The following is a 13,269-nucleotide window of genomic DNA, read 5'->3' as shown; positions in this document are numbered from 1 at the left end:
CGGATGCAGCAGTGCAGGTTCCTGCCGCTGACCACCGACGCCGCCGTCAGGCTGTGCCGCGGTTCGACGGGTGAACGTCACGGTCAGGCGCGGATCGTGCGGCACCGTGCTGTCGAGGTCGAGACGGCGGCCGCCCACTGCTGGACGGCGCTGCTCGCGGGCTGCGACTCCGCGGGCAGATGGGAGCTGGCCCCCCGCCTGCGCAGGCTGTCGGAGGCCACCTCGCTGTACACGGGGCCGCACTGGTGGTTCGCCGACGGCGCGGTGCACCGCAGGCGCGTCGCCGGGGCCCAGTCCTCCATCGAGGAAGCGATCGAGGACGGCGACGGCGGCGATTTCGCCAGGGCTTTCATCGGCTACGACCACGCCATGGCCAGCGCGGTAGTGTGCGCAGCGAGTCCTGACCGCAAGCCATCGAGAGCGTGAGACGAACAGCGTGAGCGAACCAGACGGCACGGCCGAACTCGGCTACGAGCAGGCCCGCGACCAGCTGATCGAGGTCGTGCGCGGCCTGGAGGCCGGTGGCCTCTCCCTCGAGGAGTCGCTCGCGCTGTGGGAGAAGGGCGAGCGGCTCGCCAAGCTCTGCGAAAAGCACCTCGACGGTGCACGGGAGCGCATCGAAGCCGCCCTGGCTACCGTGGAGGACGCGCCGGACGCCGCGTCCGGCGGCGACTCGGAGTGACAACCGCGACAACTGTGTGCGTCTGAAACGGCAGCTCACCTGGATAGGGTGGTCGAGCCGCACGCACGTGACGCCAGCGTCGACAACGCCATCCGGGAGGCCACCATGACCGCCAACTCGACCTCGAGCTCGACGAGAAGGGCCGAGGCACCGGACCGCAACCTCGCGATGGAGCTCGTCCGGGTCACCGAGGCGGCCGCGATGGCCGCGGGCCGGTGGGTCGGCAAGGGCGACAAGATCGGCGGCGACGGAGCGGCCGTCGACGCGATGCGCCAGCTCATCGGCACCGTCTCGATGCGGGGTGTCGTCGTGATCGGCGAGGGCGAGAAGGACGAGGCGCCCATGCTGTTTAACGGCGAGCAGGTCGGCAACGGCGACGGGCCGGACTGCGACGTCGCCGTGGACCCGATCGACGGCACCACCCTGATGGCCAAGGGCATGCCGAACGCGCTCGCGGTGCTCGCCGTGGCCGAGCGCGGGGCGATGTTCGACCCCTCGGCCGTGTTCTACATGGAGAAGCTCGCCGTCGGCCCGGAGGCCGCGGGCCTGGTGGACCTGGCGGCGCCGATCGCGGAGAACATCCGGCGCGTGGCCGAGGCCAAGCACAGCGGGGTCTCCGACGTCACGGTGTGCATCCTCGACCGGCCTCGGCACGAGTCGATCGTCAAGGAGGTCCGCGAGGCGGGCGCCCGGATCCGGTTCATCAGCGACGGCGACGTCGCGGGCGCCATCGCGGCGGCCCGCCCCACCACGGGTGTCGACATGCTGCTGGGCATCGGCGGCACGCCAGAGGGCATCATCGCGGCGTGCGCCATGAAGTGCCTCGGCGGTGAGCTGCAGGGCAGGTTGTGGCCGAAGGACGACGAGGAGCGCGAGAAGGCCATCGCGGCCGGGCACGACCTCGACCGCGTGCTCCGCACCGACGACCTGGTCCGCGGCGACAACGTGTTCTTCTGCGCCACCGGCGTCACCGACGGCGACCTGCTGCGCGGCACGCACTACCGCGCGGGCGGCGCCACCACCCAGTCGATCGTGATGCGCTCGAAGTCGGGCACGGTCCGCCTGATCGACGGCTACCACCGGCTCACCAAGCTCCGGTCGTACTCGTCGGTCGACTTCGACGGCACCGCCGACGACGACGTCGCCCCTCCGCTTCCCTGATGCGAGCACTCCCCCGCAGGGCGACGGCCGCGCTCGCCGCCGTCGTCCTGCTGTTCGCTTCGTGGTCCGCGCCCGCGTCGGCGACGCAGCCGCTGCTCGTCGGAGGGGTCGACGCCGACCAGACCTATTCGTTCGCGACGGCGTTGCAACAGACGTCGGGCAAGCACTTCTGCGGTGGCGCGCTGATCAGGCCGGACTGGGTGGTCACCGCCGCGCACTGCGTGCAGGGCCGGGCTCTCGACGGGTTCACCGCCCGGATCGGGAGCAACGACCGCACGCAGGGCGGCGAGGTGGCCACACCTGCCGAGATCGTGGTGCACCCCGACTACGACCCTGCCGCCGCGGGCGGTGACGTCGCGCTCGTGCGGCTCGCCGCGCCCGTCGAGGCCGCTCCCGTGGAGCTGGCCAGGCGGGCCGAGGTCGGCACCCCGACGCGGCTGCTCGGCTGGGGTCAGACGTGTCCGGAACAGAACTGTGGCGAGAGCCCGGTGGTGCTGAAGCAGCTGGACACCTCGATCGTCGACACCGAGGGCTGTGCGGACATCGACAGCGCGGTGGAGCTGTGCACCGGAAACCCGGAGGGTGCGAAGGGCGCCTGCTACGGCGACTCGGGCGGGCCGGAGCTGGTGCGTGTCGACGAGCGCTGGCAGCTGCTGGGCGTGTCCAGCCGGCCAGGCAACGAGGATCCGAAGTGCGCGACGGCGCCCTCGATCTACACGTCGGTGGTGGCCTACTCGCAGTGGATCAACGGCCGGGTGGACATCCCGGAGAAGGAACCCGCGCCCGCGCCGCCGCCTGACTGAGGCCGCTCACTCCAGGTTGCTGGAGTGGCCGGGGAACAGGTGTGCGTCGGGGTTGAGCGCGACGGCGATGTTGTTGATGGCGGTGGCAGCCTCGCCGAAGCCGGTGGCGATGAGCTTGACCTTGCCGGGGTAGGCGGCCACGTCGCCCGCGGCGTAGACGCGCTCGCGCGCGGTGGCCATGGTCGTGTCGACCTGGATCGTCCGGTGGTCGATCTCGAGGCCCCAGTTCTCGATCGGCCCGAGGTCGGCGGTGAAGCCGAGCGCGGCGACCACGGCCTGTGCGGGCAGCACGACCTGCTCGCCGCCCTTGAGTTCCAGCTCCACCGCCGCGAGCGCGCCGTCGCGGTCGTGCAGCGCGGTGACCTCGGCGTCGGTGATGATGCGGGCGCCGCCCTCGCGCGCCTGACGCACGATCGACTCCGCCGCGCGGAACTTGGACCTGCGGTGCACGAGCGCCACGCTGGCCGCGATGGGCTGCAGTGCGAGCACCCAGTCGAAGGCGGAGTCGCCGCCGCCGACCACGACCACGTCCTGCCCCGCGTGGACGTCGAGCGCGGGCACGAAGTGCACGAGTCCCCGCCCGAGCCAGCCGTCACCCGCGGGCAGCGGGCGCGGCGTGAACTCGCCGATGCCGGCGGTGATCAGCACAGCTCCCGCTCGCACGACGTCGCCGCCGTCGAGCGTCAGCTCGAGCCCGGAGCCGGTGGTGGTGAGGTCCTGGGCCTTGCGCCCGAGCAGGTACGTCGGGTGCCACTGGCCTGCCTGCTCGACGAGGCCCTTGATCAGGTCGCGTCCCCTGATCGCGGGAAACCCGCCGACGTCATAGATCATCTTCTCGGGATACATCGCGGTGACCTGGCCACCCGCCTCCGGCAGCGAGTCGACGACCGCCGTCGACAAGCCGCGGAAACCCGCGTAGTAGGCCGCGAACAGTCCGGTGGGCCCTGCCCCGACGATCAGTACGTCGACGCCCGACTCCGTTGGCGAGCCCATTGGCTCACCGCCCTTCCGCCAGTGGTGGGTGGCAGTCTCCGAATTCGGATCTTAGTGCGCAAAGACACCGGGCGGGGCCCTTTGCGCTGCGCCAGACTGGCGATATGGCTGAACAGGAATACCGGATCGAGCACGACACCATGGGCGAGGTCAAGGTTCCGGCCGACGCCCTGTACCGGGCGCAGACCCAGCGCGCCGTCGAGAACTTCCCGATCTCCGGCCGTGGTCTGGAGCGCGCACAGATCCGCGCGCTCGGCCTGCTCAAGGCCGCGGCCGCGCGCGTGAACGCCCGCCTCGGTGTGCTGGACGGCGAGGTGGCGGCCGCGATCGCGAAGGCAGCCGACGAGGTGGCCGATGGCGCGCACGACGAGCACTTCCCGATCGACGTGTTCCAGACCGGCTCGGGCACTTCCTCGAACATGAACGCCAACGAGGTGATCGCGACGCTCGCCTCGCGCACGCTCGGCAGCGACGTGCACCCGAACGACCACGTCAACGCGTCGCAGTCGTCCAACGACACGTTCCCGACCACGATCCACGTGGCCGCCACCGAGGCCGTGCTGGCCGACGTGGTGCCCGCGCTGGATCACCTCGCGACGGTGATCGAGCAGCGGGCCGCCGAGTGGAACGACGTGGTGAAGTCGGGCCGCACGCACCTGATGGACGCCGTGCCGATCACGCTCGGCCAGGAGGCGGGCGCGTGGGCGGCGCAGGTGCGGTTCGGCATCGAGCGGCTGCGCAGCGGGCTGCCCCGGCTCGGCGAGCTGCCCATCGGCGGCACCGCAGTCGGCTCGGGACTGAACGCGCCGGCGGGCTTCGGCTCCGCGGTCTCCGCGGAGCTCGCGAAGGTCACCGGACTGCCGCTGACCGAGGCGCGCGACCACTTCGAGGCGCAGGCCGCGCAGGACGGCATCGTCGAGACGTCCGGGCACCTGCGCACGGTCGCCGTGTCGCTCAACAAGATCGCCAACGACCTGCGCTGGCTCGGCTCCGGTCCGCGCACCGGACTGGCCGAGCTGGCCCTGCCCGACCTCCAGCCCGGCTCCTCGATCATGCCGGGCAAGGTCAACCCGGTGATCCCGGAGGCCACGCTGCAGGTGGTGTCCCAGGTGATCGGCAACGACGCGGCCGTCGCGTTCGCGGGCGCGCAGGGCAACTTCCAGCTCAACGTCAACCTGCCGGTGATCGCGCGCAACGTGCTGGAGTCCGCGCGGCTGCTGGCCGCTGTGTCGCGGTTGCTCGCGGACAAGGTCTTCGCCGGGCTCACGGTGAACGCCGACCGCACGCGCGGCTACGCCGAGGGTTCGCCGTCGATCGTCACGCCGCTGAACGCCTACCTCGGGTACGAGGAGGCCGCGGCCGTGGCCAAGCAGGCGCTCAAGGAGCTCAAGACCATCCGCGAGGTGGTGCTGGAGCGTGGTCACGTGCGCGACGGCAAGCTCACCGAAGCGCAGCTCGACGAGGCGCTCGACGTGCTGCGCATGGCGCGCGGCGGCAAGTAGCGGGAGACCGGCAGCGGGAGGAGGTCCCTCCTTCCGCGTGGCCGCTATAACAAGAAACCTTGCTAAAGATGCCTTTCTAAAGATATCTTGTTAAGCATGGCCGACGACGAGCTGATCCGAGATCCCAAACGCTTGCGCGCACTGTCCCACCCGTTGCGCTGGGAGCTGATCGACCTGCTCACGGTGGAGGGCTCGGCGACGGCCACCCGGTGCGCGCAGGTGCTCGGCGAGAGCGTGGCCAGCTGCTCATACCACCTGAACATGCTGGCCAAGTACGGCTTCGTCGAGGAGGCACCCGGCGGAACCGGGCGCGAGAAACCGTGGCGCGCCACCAGTGCGAAGCAGGACTTCCGGCTCTCCGAGCTCGACGAGGAGGGTGCGCTCGCGGGCGAGGCCGCCGCCGACGCACTCCTCGAACGAGAGATGACCGTGCTGCGCAAACGCATCCGGGCACACGGACTCGAACCCGAGGAGTGGCGCGGCGCGACCGGGATCATCAACTCGAACACGTTCCTCACCGCCGAAGAGGCTGCCGAGGTGCGCACGCTGATCATGGGTGTCGTCGAGCGATACCGGCACCGGCTCACCGATCCGGACTCGCGCCCCGAGGGCGCTCGTGAGGTGCGGATCTTCACCGCGACGACCGTGGCGCCCGAGCGCCCGGAACCGACCTGACCGGAGGGATCCCGATGACTCATCCCGATTTCCTCGACGCGATCGCCCACCAGCGGCAGCTCAGCCTGCGGCGCTCGGCGACCACGCGCACTGTCCGGCCGCACACCCGGCGCGAGCGACTCGGCTGGCTGCTCGTCGGCTGGGGCCTTCGCCTAGCCGCCCCGCGACCGGCGCGGTTCTCCACCGGGGCATCCGTGCCGGGCCGGTGACCGACGCTCAGGCGGCCTTGCGCGCCGCGGGCGGCTGATACTGCTCGCGCGAACGCTGCGGCCGCTGCCCGCGTTCGGCCTCCGGCAGGCTCCTGCCGAACCAGCGCCTCGGTCCCTCACCCCTGCTGTCCGGCCACGGCGCGCCGCGTTCGAGTGTGCCGAGCAGCACCGTCAGCAGCGCTCCGACGAGCAGCGGCAGGTGGGTGCCGAGCCGGTCCCAGCTGACGTGGCCCTGCACCAGATCGGCCATCGACAGCAGCACGAGCGCGCCCGACACGGTGAGCAGCAACGGCCTTTGGCTGCGCGCCCTTCCCGGCCTTGCCGCGACCCACAGCAGCGCGACGCCGACCGCGACGTTGAACGCGGCGGTCTCGTGCAGCAGGTGCCCGGTTCCGTGCGTCGGGTTGGCCGACAGGAACTGACCGGCGACCACACCGAGCTGGCACAGTGCCGCGACGGCGACGGCCCAGCGCAGCCAGGTGCGCCACTGCGCCCTGCGTGAGGGACGGAACCCGGCGAGCGCGCGGTCGGTGATGTCGGGCAGGTCGGTGGCGGGAGCGAGCCTGGCGAAGCGGGTCACGTCGGCGGCGCGCTCGGACCACATCGCGCACGCGACGCAGGCCGCGACGTGCGCGTCGAGCTCGGCGGGGTCGACGCCGGGGTCCTCGGCGTCCAGGTTCGCCGAGATCGCCTCGCGCGCGGTCGCACAGTCCATGTCCTGCAGGTTGCCATCCCGGACAGAAAAGTTCCCGCCGGAGGTGAACTCCTCTAGTGTCGCTTGTCGTGGACGACGAGATCACCGCCTACGCGCTGCGGGCAGCCGACGGCGACAAGGCCGCCGCGGAGCAGTTCGTCGCCACCACGAGGGGTGCGCTGCACCGCCTGCTGACCTACCTCTCCGACCCGGGTTCGGCCGAGGATCTGGTGCAGGAGACCTATCTGAGGGCGTTCGGCTCACTGCGCGGCTACGCGGGCCGCTCGCCGGCACGGACGTGGCTCTTCGCGATCGCACGCAACGTAGCCGCCGACCACCTGCGGTCCCGCAGGCGCAGGCCGAGGTCCGGTGCGGCCACCGTGGCCGACGCGGCGATGACGACTCCCGACCACGGCAGGCTCGTGGCACTGCACGCGCTGATCGCGGGCCTCGACGAGGAGCGGCGCGAGGCGTTCGTGCTCACGCAGGTGCTCGGCCTGAGCTACGCCGAGGCCGCCGAGGTGTGCTCGTGCGCGGTGGGCACCATCCGCTCCCGGGTGTTCCGGGCGCGCGACGACCTCACCCGCGCCGTCGGCGACGAAGAGGAGCAGGCGGCTAGCTCGACTCGATGAGCTGCTTCGCCACTTCCTTGGCGTTGCCGACCGCTCCCGGCACCACGCCGAGCGTGGTCGTCACGGTGGCGCCCTCGACGAGCACGAGCAGCGACGTGGCGAGCTTGCGCGGGTTGCGGGCGCCCGCCTCCCTCGCGAGCGTGCGGAGGTACTCGAGCAGCCACTGCTTCTGTTCGCGGATCACGTCCCGGCCGGGGTGCGTGGCGTCCGGGAGCTCGGCGTGGGCGTTGACGAACGCGCAGCCGCGCGGGTTCTCGTCGGCGATCCACTTCTCCAGCGCGTCGAACACGAGCAGCAGCCGTCGCGACGGCGAGATCCGGCCGCGCTGCTCGACCACGCGGATCAGGTGCTCGCGCCAGCGCTCGTCCCTGCGGCGCAGGTACTGGGCGATGAGCGCGTCCTTGGAGCCGAAGCGGTCGTAGAGCGTCTTCTTCGTGACCCCCGCCTCACTGGCGATGCCCTCGACCCCGACAGCGTGGATTCCGTTGTCGTAGAACAGTTTTCCGGCCACCTCGAGCACTCGCTCGGCGGCCGGGGTCAACGTCGCTTCCTCAGTCACCCCTTGACGGTATACCGATCGGTTTAGTTAGTCTAGTAACCATACCGGTCGGTATACCTCAATGGGAGGATCGATGAGTCTTCTGCGAACCGACACCGCGCTCGCGGCCGGCTTCGTGCTGATGTGGAGCTCCGGATTCGTCGGCGCCGTGCTGGGCACCGCCACCGCGAGCTCGGCGACGCTGCTCGCCTGGCGGTTCCTGATCGTCGTGCTGGTGCTCGGCGCGTGGTGGGCACTGACGCACCGCAGGCGGTTCTCCGCCCGCGACGTCGCGGTGCACGCGCTGGTCGGCCTGCTCTCGCAGGGTGTGTACCTCTCCGGCGTGGTGTGGTCGGCCGAGCTCGGAGTGCCTGCCGGAATCGCCGCGCTGATCGCCGCGTTGCAGCCGATCGCCGCGGCCGCGCTGGCGGGTCCGCTGCTCGGCGAGCACACCTCTCGCGCGCAGTGGCTCGGGCTCGTGATCGGACTCGGCGGCGTCGCGCTCGTCGTCGGTGGAGACCTCGCGGCCCCCGGCGCCGCACCGCCCGTGGCCTACGCGCTGCCGTTCCTCGCGATGGCGGGGCTCGTCGCGGCCACGTTCACCGAGCGCGCACTGCCGTCGTCGCTGCCGCTATCCGACTCGTTGCTGATCCAGTCCGGAGCGAGTGCGGTGGTGTTCACCGTCGTCGCGGCGCTGACCGGCGGCCTCACCCCGCCCGCTGACGGCCGGTTCTGGCTCGCCATCGCCTGGGTGGTGGTGCTCTCGACCTTCGGCGGCTACGGCTTCTACTGGCTCAACGTCCGGCGCGGCTCGGTCACCCGGACCTCGACGCTGCTGTACCTGACGCCGCCGACCACGATGGTGCTCGCGTTCGTCATGTTCGGTGAACGCGTCACCGCTGGCGGCCTGCTCGGCCTCGCGATCTGCTTCGGCGCCGTGCTGCTCGTGCTGCGCACGCCACGCGAACTGTCGGTGCCGGGAGAGATGATGGCGGAATGCTCCTCGACGACGTCGTCCGCGCCTCGGCCGACCTCGCGGCGACCCGCTCCCGCAAGGCCAAGACCGCGGTCCTCGCAGAAGTGCTGAGAACGGCGGGCCCCGGCGAGCTGACCGCCGCGGTCGCGTTCCTCACCGGGCAGCCGGCCCAGGGTCGCATCGGCGCCGGCTGGCGCACCCTCGCCGAGCTGGGGGCCGAACCCGCCACCGAGCCCGCGCTCACGGTGGCCGACGTGGACGCCGCGCTCGGCGAGGTGGCGACCACCAGCGGTAGCGGCTCGGCCACCCGCAGGGCCGAGGTGCTCGGCGCGCTGCTCTCCAGCGCCACCAAGGCCGAGCAGGACTTCCTGTTCCGCCTGCTGACGGGGGAACTGCGGCAGGGCGCGCTCGAGGGCGTGATGGTCGACGCGATCGCGGCGGCGGCCGAGGTGCCCGGCGAGGTGGTGCGCCGCGCCTTCATGCTCTCCGGCAGGCTGCCCGCCACCGCGGAGGCGGCGATGTCGGGCGGAATCGAGGCGCTGCGGGAGTTCCGGCTCGAGCTCGGCAGGCCGGTCCGGCCGATGCTCGCCTCGCCGGCCGAGTCACTGCCCGACGCACTGACGGAGCTGAGCTCCGCCGTCGTGGAGTACAAGATGGACGGCGCACGGATCCAGGTGCACCGCGATGGCGACGAGGTGCACGTGTACACCAGGACCCTGCGCGAGATCACCGCCCACGTCGGCGAGTTGGCCGAGCTGGTGCGCGCACTGCCGTGCACGTCGGTGGTGCTCGACGGCGAGACCCTCGCGCTCGCCGACGACGGCAGGCCGCGGCCGTTCCAGGAGACGATGTCGCGCTTCGGCAGCACCCGCGAGGAGCAGGTGCGCGCGCTGCTGCTGCGGCCGTACTTCTTCGACTGCCTGCATCTCGACGGCACCGACTTGCTCGACGCTCCGCTGCGGGAGCGCAACGCGGCGCTGCGGCAGGTGGCGGGCGAGCACGTGATCCCCGGCCAGAGCGAGCCCGCCGACCCGGATGCGTTGCTGACAGCCTCGCTCGCCGCGGGGCACGAGGGCGTGGTGGTCAAGGACCTCGAGTCTCCGTACGCGGCGGGCAGGCGGGGCAGGGCGTGGCTCAAGGTCAAACCCGTGCACACGCTCGATCTCGTGGTGCTCGCGGCGGAATGGGGCCACGGCAGGCGCACCGGCTACCTGTCCAACCTCCATCTCGGCGCGCGCGATCCCGACGGCGGCGCGCCGATCATGGTGGGCAAGACGTTCAAGGGCCTCACCGACCAGCTGCTGAGCTGGCAGACCGAACGCCTGCCCGAGCTGGAGTCGCACCGCGACGACTGGACGGTGCACGTGCGGCCGGAGCTGGTCGTGGAGATCGAACTGGACGGCGTGCAGGCCAGCTCGCGCTACGCGGGCGGCGTGGCGCTGCGGTTCGCGCGGGTGGTGCGCTACCGGCCGGACAAGGAGGCGCGCGACGCGGACACAATCGATGCCGTGCGGGCGATGCTGCCGTCCGGTTAAGGTGCGCGCATGGCAGCGACAGTGCAGAACGTGGTCACCTCCGGCGTCTTCGAACTGGACGGCGGCAGCTGGGACGTCGACAACAACGTGTGGATCATCGGCGACGACTCGGAGGTGATCGTCATCGACGCGGCGCATGACGCCGCGCGCATCGCGGAGGCGGTCGGCGAGCGCTCCGTGCGGGCGATCGTGAGCACGCACGCGCACAACGACCATGTCAACGCGGCGCCGGAACTCGCCCGGATCACCGGCGCGCCGATCCTGCTGCACCCGGAGGACCGTGTGCTATGGGACCTCACCCACGCCGGCCGCGCTCCCGACGGCGAGCTGGCCGACGGGCAGACGCTGTCCGTCGCGGGCGCCGAGCTGACGGTGCTGCACACGCCGGGCCACGCGCCGGGCGCGGTGTGCCTGTACGCGCCGTCCCTCGGCGCGGTGTTCACCGGCGACACCCTGTTCCACGGCGGCCCCGGCGCCACCGGCCGGTCGTACTCCGACTACCCCACCATCGTCGGCTCGATCACCGAGCGGTTGTTCGCGCTGCCCGACGAGACCGTGGTGCACACCGGCCACGGCGAGGGCACCACGATCGGCGCCGAGAAGCAGGGCGCTACGGGCTGGGAGAAGCCCTGACGCCCATCGGGTTGTCGATCGCGTACCGCCAGTAGCCGTCGGCTCCGCGCCTGGCGACGTCGGTCGCGGTGCCCTCGAGGTGCAGGTCGGCGCCGTCGATGATCCAGTCCACGATCAGCAGCGCGACATCGCCGGCGACCTCGACGCGGCGGGGCCGGACGGTGATCGGCGCACCCCGCGCGGCCAGCTCGGCGTTGGCTCGGTGCAGCTCGGCTCCGGTGACGGTCACGCCGTCGGGCCGGACGAACACGGCGCCCTGTTCGTAGACGAGTTCGGGCACTCCGGCGTTGAAGGCGGCGGCGAACGCGAACGGATGCTGGGCTGGATCGGTGGTCAGATGGACACTGGACTCGTGCTCGAAGCTCATGCCACCAGCCAAACGGACCCGTGCGAGGGTCACCAAACGGTAAGTCGCGCGTTCGATCCCGAACTGGTGCCCGACGCGCGCGGCGCGACGAACCGGCCGGAGCCCGGCTGCCCGGTGGAGATCGCACTCGCCGCCGTTTCCGGCCGCTGGACCACGCTCGTACTGCGCGAGCTGATGGGCGGACCGCTCTCGTTCGGCGAGCTGCGGGAGGCGCTGCCTACGCTCTCGGCGAAGGTCCTCGCCGAGCGGCTCACCGGGCTGACCGATCGTGGCCTCGCGACCAGGGAGACGCACCCCGGGTTCCCGCCGCGCACGAGCTACCGGCTCACCGAGGCGGGCCTGCGGTTGCGGCCGCTGCTCACCGAGCTGTACCGAACCGGGGCCGCCTTGTCCGGATTGACCACGTAGGCTGAGACCTCGTGCAGTTCCTGGATGGCCAGCGGCCCCCTCACGACCTGACCTACGACGACGTCTTCCTGCTTCCGAACCGCTCAGCGGTCGAGTCGCGCTTCGATGTCGACCTGTCGACCGTGGACGGCACCGGCACGTCCATTCCGATCGTCGTCGCCAACATGACCGCCGTCGCGGGCAGGCGCATGGCCGAGACCGTCGCCAGGCGCGGTGGGCTCGTGGTGCTGCCACAGGACGTCGAGGCGACGGCGGTGGCCGACATCATCACCTGGGTCAAGCGGCGCGATCCGGTCTGGGACACCCCGCTGGTGCTCACGCCGGGTGACGCCGTCGCCGACGCCGTCAACCTCGTCGGCAAGCGCGCACACGGCGCCGTCGTGGTCGTCGACGCCAACGGCAGGCCGGCCGGAATCGTGGACGAGACCGCCTGCACGGGCGTCGACCGATTCGCCAGGCTGGGCGAGGTCGTGGACCCCGGCGTGTTCACCTGCCCGATCGACACGCCGCCACGCGAGGTCTTCGAGCAGCTGCACCAGCACGGCGGCAGGCTCGCGCTCGGCGTCGACAGCGACGGACGGCTTGCGGGCGTGCTGACCCAGGTCGGCGCGCTGCGAGCGGGCATCTACCGCCCGGCCACCGACGAGGAAGGGCGACTGCGCGTCGCCGCGGCCGTCGGCGTGAACGGTGACGTCGCGGCCAAGGCCGAGGCCGTGCTGAGCGCGGGCGTCGACGTGCTCGTGGTCGACACCGCCCACGGCCACCAGGAGAAGATGCTGGCCGCGCTGAAGGCGGTGCGCTCGGTGTCACCGTCCGTGCCCGTCGTCGCGGGCAACGTGGTGACCGCCGAGGGCACCAGGGACCTCATCGAGGCAGGCGCCGACGTGGTGAAAGTGGGCGTGGGCCCCGGCGCGATGTGCACGACGCGGATGATGACCGGCGTCGGCCGCCCCCAGTTCTCGGCCGTGCTCGACTGCGCGGCCGCCGCCCGCGACCTTGGCAAGCACGTGTGGGCCGACGGCGGCGTGCGGCACCCCAGGGATGTCGCGCTCGCGCTCGCGGCCGGCGCGTCCGCCGCGATGGTCGGCTCGTGGTTCGCCGGGACGCACGAGTCGCCCGGCGACCTGCGCTACGACGAACACGGCAGGCCCTACAAGGAGTCGTTCGGCATGGCCTCCAAGCGCGCCGTGGGTGCGCGCACGCGCACCGACAACGGCTACGAACGCGCCCGCAAGGCTCTGTTCGAGGAGGGCATCTCGTCGTCGCGGATGGCGCTCGACCCGGTGCGTCCCGGCGTGGAGGACCTGCTGGACTCCATCACCGCCGGGGTCCGCTCCGCCTGCACCTACGCGGGCGCCGCGACGCTCGAGGAGTTCCACGAGCGCGCGACGCTCGGCGTGCAGTCGGCCGCCGGGTTCGCCGAGGGCCGCCCCCTGCCCGCAGGCTGGTGACGGCCCCCGG

General features: G+C 71.8%; 17 protein-coding genes. 13 read left to right on the top strand and 4 right to left on the bottom strand.

The window, feature by feature from the left end; genetic code table 11:
- Nucleotides 1-3 precede the first annotated feature (3 nt).
- From JHE00_RS15090 to JHE00_RS15075, 4 genes are all read left to right on the top strand, one after another.
- Nucleotides 4-426, top strand: coding sequence for a hypothetical protein (locus tag JHE00_RS15090; RefSeq protein ID WP_230424164.1), 423 nt, complete (start codon nucleotides 4-6; stop codon nucleotides 424-426).
- A 10-nt stretch (nucleotides 427-436) separates the two neighbouring features.
- A complete protein-coding gene (locus JHE00_RS15085) occupies nucleotides 437-682 on the top strand; it encodes an exodeoxyribonuclease VII small subunit (RefSeq protein WP_200318687.1) in 246 nt (81 codons plus the stop codon).
- A gap of 105 nt (nucleotides 683-787) precedes the next feature.
- The gene (gene glpX / locus JHE00_RS15080; protein ID WP_200318686.1) at nucleotides 788-1,843 is read left to right on the top strand and encodes a class II fructose-bisphosphatase; all 1,056 of its coding nucleotides are present in this window, start codon (nucleotides 788-790) and stop codon (nucleotides 1,841-1,843) included.
- Nucleotides 1,843-2,646 (top strand): S1 family peptidase, encoded by an 804-nt coding sequence (locus tag JHE00_RS15075; RefSeq protein ID WP_200318685.1) that lies wholly within the window; start codon nucleotides 1,843-1,845, stop codon nucleotides 2,644-2,646. Before glpX ends, JHE00_RS15075 begins: the two co-directional genes overlap by 1 nt.
- A 6-nt stretch (nucleotides 2,647-2,652) precedes the next feature.
- On the opposite strand, the gene JHE00_RS15070 is transcribed toward JHE00_RS15075, so the two are convergent.
- Complete coding sequence (locus JHE00_RS15070; RefSeq protein WP_200318684.1) at nucleotides 2,653-3,639, bottom strand: NAD(P)/FAD-dependent oxidoreductase; 987 nt, start codon at nucleotides 3,637-3,639, stop codon at nucleotides 2,653-2,655.
- Nucleotides 3,640-3,743: 104 nt separating this feature from the next.
- Between JHE00_RS15070 and JHE00_RS15065 the strand changes: the two genes are divergently transcribed.
- The 3 genes from JHE00_RS15065 (at nucleotide 3,744) to JHE00_RS15055 (ending at nucleotide 6,025) form a co-directional block, all read left to right on the top strand.
- Nucleotides 3,744-5,141 carry a class II fumarate hydratase gene (locus tag JHE00_RS15065; protein WP_200318683.1) on the top strand — a complete coding sequence of 466 codons (1,398 nt, stop codon included), beginning with the start codon at nucleotides 3,744-3,746 and terminating at the stop codon, nucleotides 5,139-5,141.
- Between the two features lie 96 nt (nucleotides 5,142-5,237).
- Entirely contained in the window at nucleotides 5,238-5,816 is a 579-nt protein-coding gene (locus JHE00_RS15060; RefSeq protein WP_200318682.1) for a winged helix-turn-helix domain-containing protein, read from the top strand.
- Between the two features lie 14 nt (nucleotides 5,817-5,830).
- Nucleotides 5,831-6,025 (top strand): hypothetical protein, encoded by a 195-nt coding sequence (locus JHE00_RS15055; RefSeq protein ID WP_200318681.1) that lies wholly within the window; start codon nucleotides 5,831-5,833, stop codon nucleotides 6,023-6,025.
- A gap of 7 nt (nucleotides 6,026-6,032) precedes the next feature.
- Here the strand turns inward: JHE00_RS15055 and JHE00_RS15050 are convergent, their stop codons facing one another.
- On the bottom strand, nucleotides 6,033-6,740 hold the full coding sequence (locus JHE00_RS15050; RefSeq protein ID WP_200318680.1) for a zf-HC2 domain-containing protein: 708 nt from the start codon (nucleotides 6,738-6,740) through the stop codon (nucleotides 6,033-6,035).
- A 68-nt stretch (nucleotides 6,741-6,808) separates the two neighbouring features.
- Here JHE00_RS15050 and JHE00_RS15045 point away from each other — a divergent pair, with 68 nt between their 5' ends.
- Nucleotides 6,809-7,351, top strand: a complete 543-nt coding sequence (locus JHE00_RS15045) for a sigma-70 family RNA polymerase sigma factor (RefSeq protein ID WP_307831950.1) — start codon at nucleotides 6,809-6,811, stop codon at nucleotides 7,349-7,351.
- Here JHE00_RS15045 and JHE00_RS15040 read toward each other — a convergent pair.
- The gene (locus tag JHE00_RS15040; RefSeq protein ID WP_200318678.1) at nucleotides 7,335-7,910 is read right to left on the bottom strand and encodes a TetR/AcrR family transcriptional regulator; all 576 of its coding nucleotides are present in this window, start codon (nucleotides 7,908-7,910) and stop codon (nucleotides 7,335-7,337) included. The two genes, JHE00_RS15045 and JHE00_RS15040, sit on opposite strands and share 17 nt — an antisense overlap.
- Before the next feature lie 73 nt (nucleotides 7,911-7,983).
- Here JHE00_RS15040 and JHE00_RS15035 point away from each other — a divergent pair, with 73 nt between their 5' ends.
- Genes JHE00_RS15035 through JHE00_RS15025 form a run of 3 tightly spaced genes read left to right on the top strand, consistent with a single transcriptional unit; the run spans nucleotide 7,984 to nucleotide 11,033 of the window.
- Complete coding sequence (locus tag JHE00_RS15035) at nucleotides 7,984-8,976, top strand: DMT family transporter (RefSeq protein WP_230424163.1); 993 nt, start codon at nucleotides 7,984-7,986, stop codon at nucleotides 8,974-8,976.
- Nucleotides 8,886-10,400, top strand: a complete 1,515-nt coding sequence (locus JHE00_RS15030; RefSeq protein ID WP_200318677.1) for an ATP-dependent DNA ligase — start codon at nucleotides 8,886-8,888, stop codon at nucleotides 10,398-10,400. Before JHE00_RS15035 ends, JHE00_RS15030 begins: the two co-directional genes overlap by 91 nt.
- A gap of 9 nt (nucleotides 10,401-10,409) precedes the next feature.
- Nucleotides 10,410-11,033: an MBL fold metallo-hydrolase gene (locus JHE00_RS15025; RefSeq protein ID WP_200318676.1), complete on the top strand. Its 624-nt coding sequence runs from the start codon at nucleotides 10,410-10,412 to the stop codon at nucleotides 11,031-11,033.
- Here the strand turns inward: JHE00_RS15025 and JHE00_RS15020 are convergent.
- On the bottom strand, nucleotides 11,011-11,400 hold the full coding sequence (locus JHE00_RS15020) for a YybH family protein (protein WP_200318675.1): 390 nt from the start codon (nucleotides 11,398-11,400) through the stop codon (nucleotides 11,011-11,013). The two genes, JHE00_RS15025 and JHE00_RS15020, sit on opposite strands and share 23 nt — an antisense overlap.
- Before the next feature lie 66 nt (nucleotides 11,401-11,466).
- Between JHE00_RS15020 and JHE00_RS15015 the strand changes: the two genes are divergently transcribed.
- Both JHE00_RS15015 and guaB1 read left to right on the top strand, forming a co-directional pair.
- Entirely contained in the window at nucleotides 11,467-11,808 is a 342-nt protein-coding gene (locus JHE00_RS15015) for a winged helix-turn-helix transcriptional regulator (protein WP_307831949.1), read from the top strand.
- An 11-nt stretch (nucleotides 11,809-11,819) separates the two neighbouring features.
- Nucleotides 11,820-13,259 (top strand): GMP reductase, encoded by a 1,440-nt coding sequence (gene guaB1, locus JHE00_RS15010; RefSeq protein WP_200318673.1) that lies wholly within the window; start codon nucleotides 11,820-11,822, stop codon nucleotides 13,257-13,259.
- Nucleotides 13,260-13,269 lie beyond the last annotated feature (10 nt).

The organism is Prauserella cavernicola (genome assembly GCF_016595675.1).
In the GTDB taxonomy this organism is placed as follows: domain Bacteria; phylum Actinomycetota; class Actinomycetes; order Mycobacteriales; family Pseudonocardiaceae; genus Prauserella_A; species Prauserella_A cavernicola.
Note: the sequence above shows the minus strand (reverse complement) of the source record. Positions and strands in the feature narration are given on the sequence as shown.

Bases quoted from the DNA above. Each gene is read 5' to 3' on its own strand.
- JHE00_RS15060 (WP_200318682.1), top strand. From the start codon at position 5,238: ATGGCCGACGACGAGCTGATCCGAGATCCCAAACGCTTGCGCGCACTG.
- JHE00_RS15030 (WP_200318677.1), top strand. From the start codon at position 8,886: ATGCTCCTCGACGACGTCGTCCGCGCCTCGGCCGACCTCGCGGCGACC.
- JHE00_RS15050 (WP_200318680.1), bottom strand. From the start codon at position 6,740: ATGGACTGTGCGACCGCGCGCGAGGCGATCTCGGCGAACCTGGACGCC.
- JHE00_RS15025 (WP_200318676.1), top strand. From the start codon at position 10,410: ATGGCAGCGACAGTGCAGAACGTGGTCACCTCCGGCGTCTTCGAACTG.
- JHE00_RS15075 (WP_200318685.1), top strand. From the start codon at position 1,843: ATGCGAGCACTCCCCCGCAGGGCGACGGCCGCGCTCGCCGCCGTCGTC.
- JHE00_RS15055 (WP_200318681.1), top strand. From the start codon at position 5,831: ATGACTCATCCCGATTTCCTCGACGCGATCGCCCACCAGCGGCAGCTC.
- JHE00_RS15070 (WP_200318684.1), bottom strand. From the start codon at position 3,639: ATGGGCTCGCCAACGGAGTCGGGCGTCGACGTACTGATCGTCGGGGCA.
- JHE00_RS15065 (WP_200318683.1), top strand. From the start codon at position 3,744: ATGGCTGAACAGGAATACCGGATCGAGCACGACACCATGGGCGAGGTC.
- JHE00_RS15090 (WP_230424164.1), top strand. From the start codon at position 4: ATGCAGCAGTGCAGGTTCCTGCCGCTGACCACCGACGCCGCCGTCAGG.
- JHE00_RS15035 (WP_230424163.1), top strand. From the start codon at position 7,984: ATGAGTCTTCTGCGAACCGACACCGCGCTCGCGGCCGGCTTCGTGCTG.
- glpX (WP_200318686.1), top strand. From the start codon at position 788: ATGACCGCCAACTCGACCTCGAGCTCGACGAGAAGGGCCGAGGCACCG.
- JHE00_RS15020 (WP_200318675.1), bottom strand. From the start codon at position 11,400: ATGAGCTTCGAGCACGAGTCCAGTGTCCATCTGACCACCGATCCAGCC.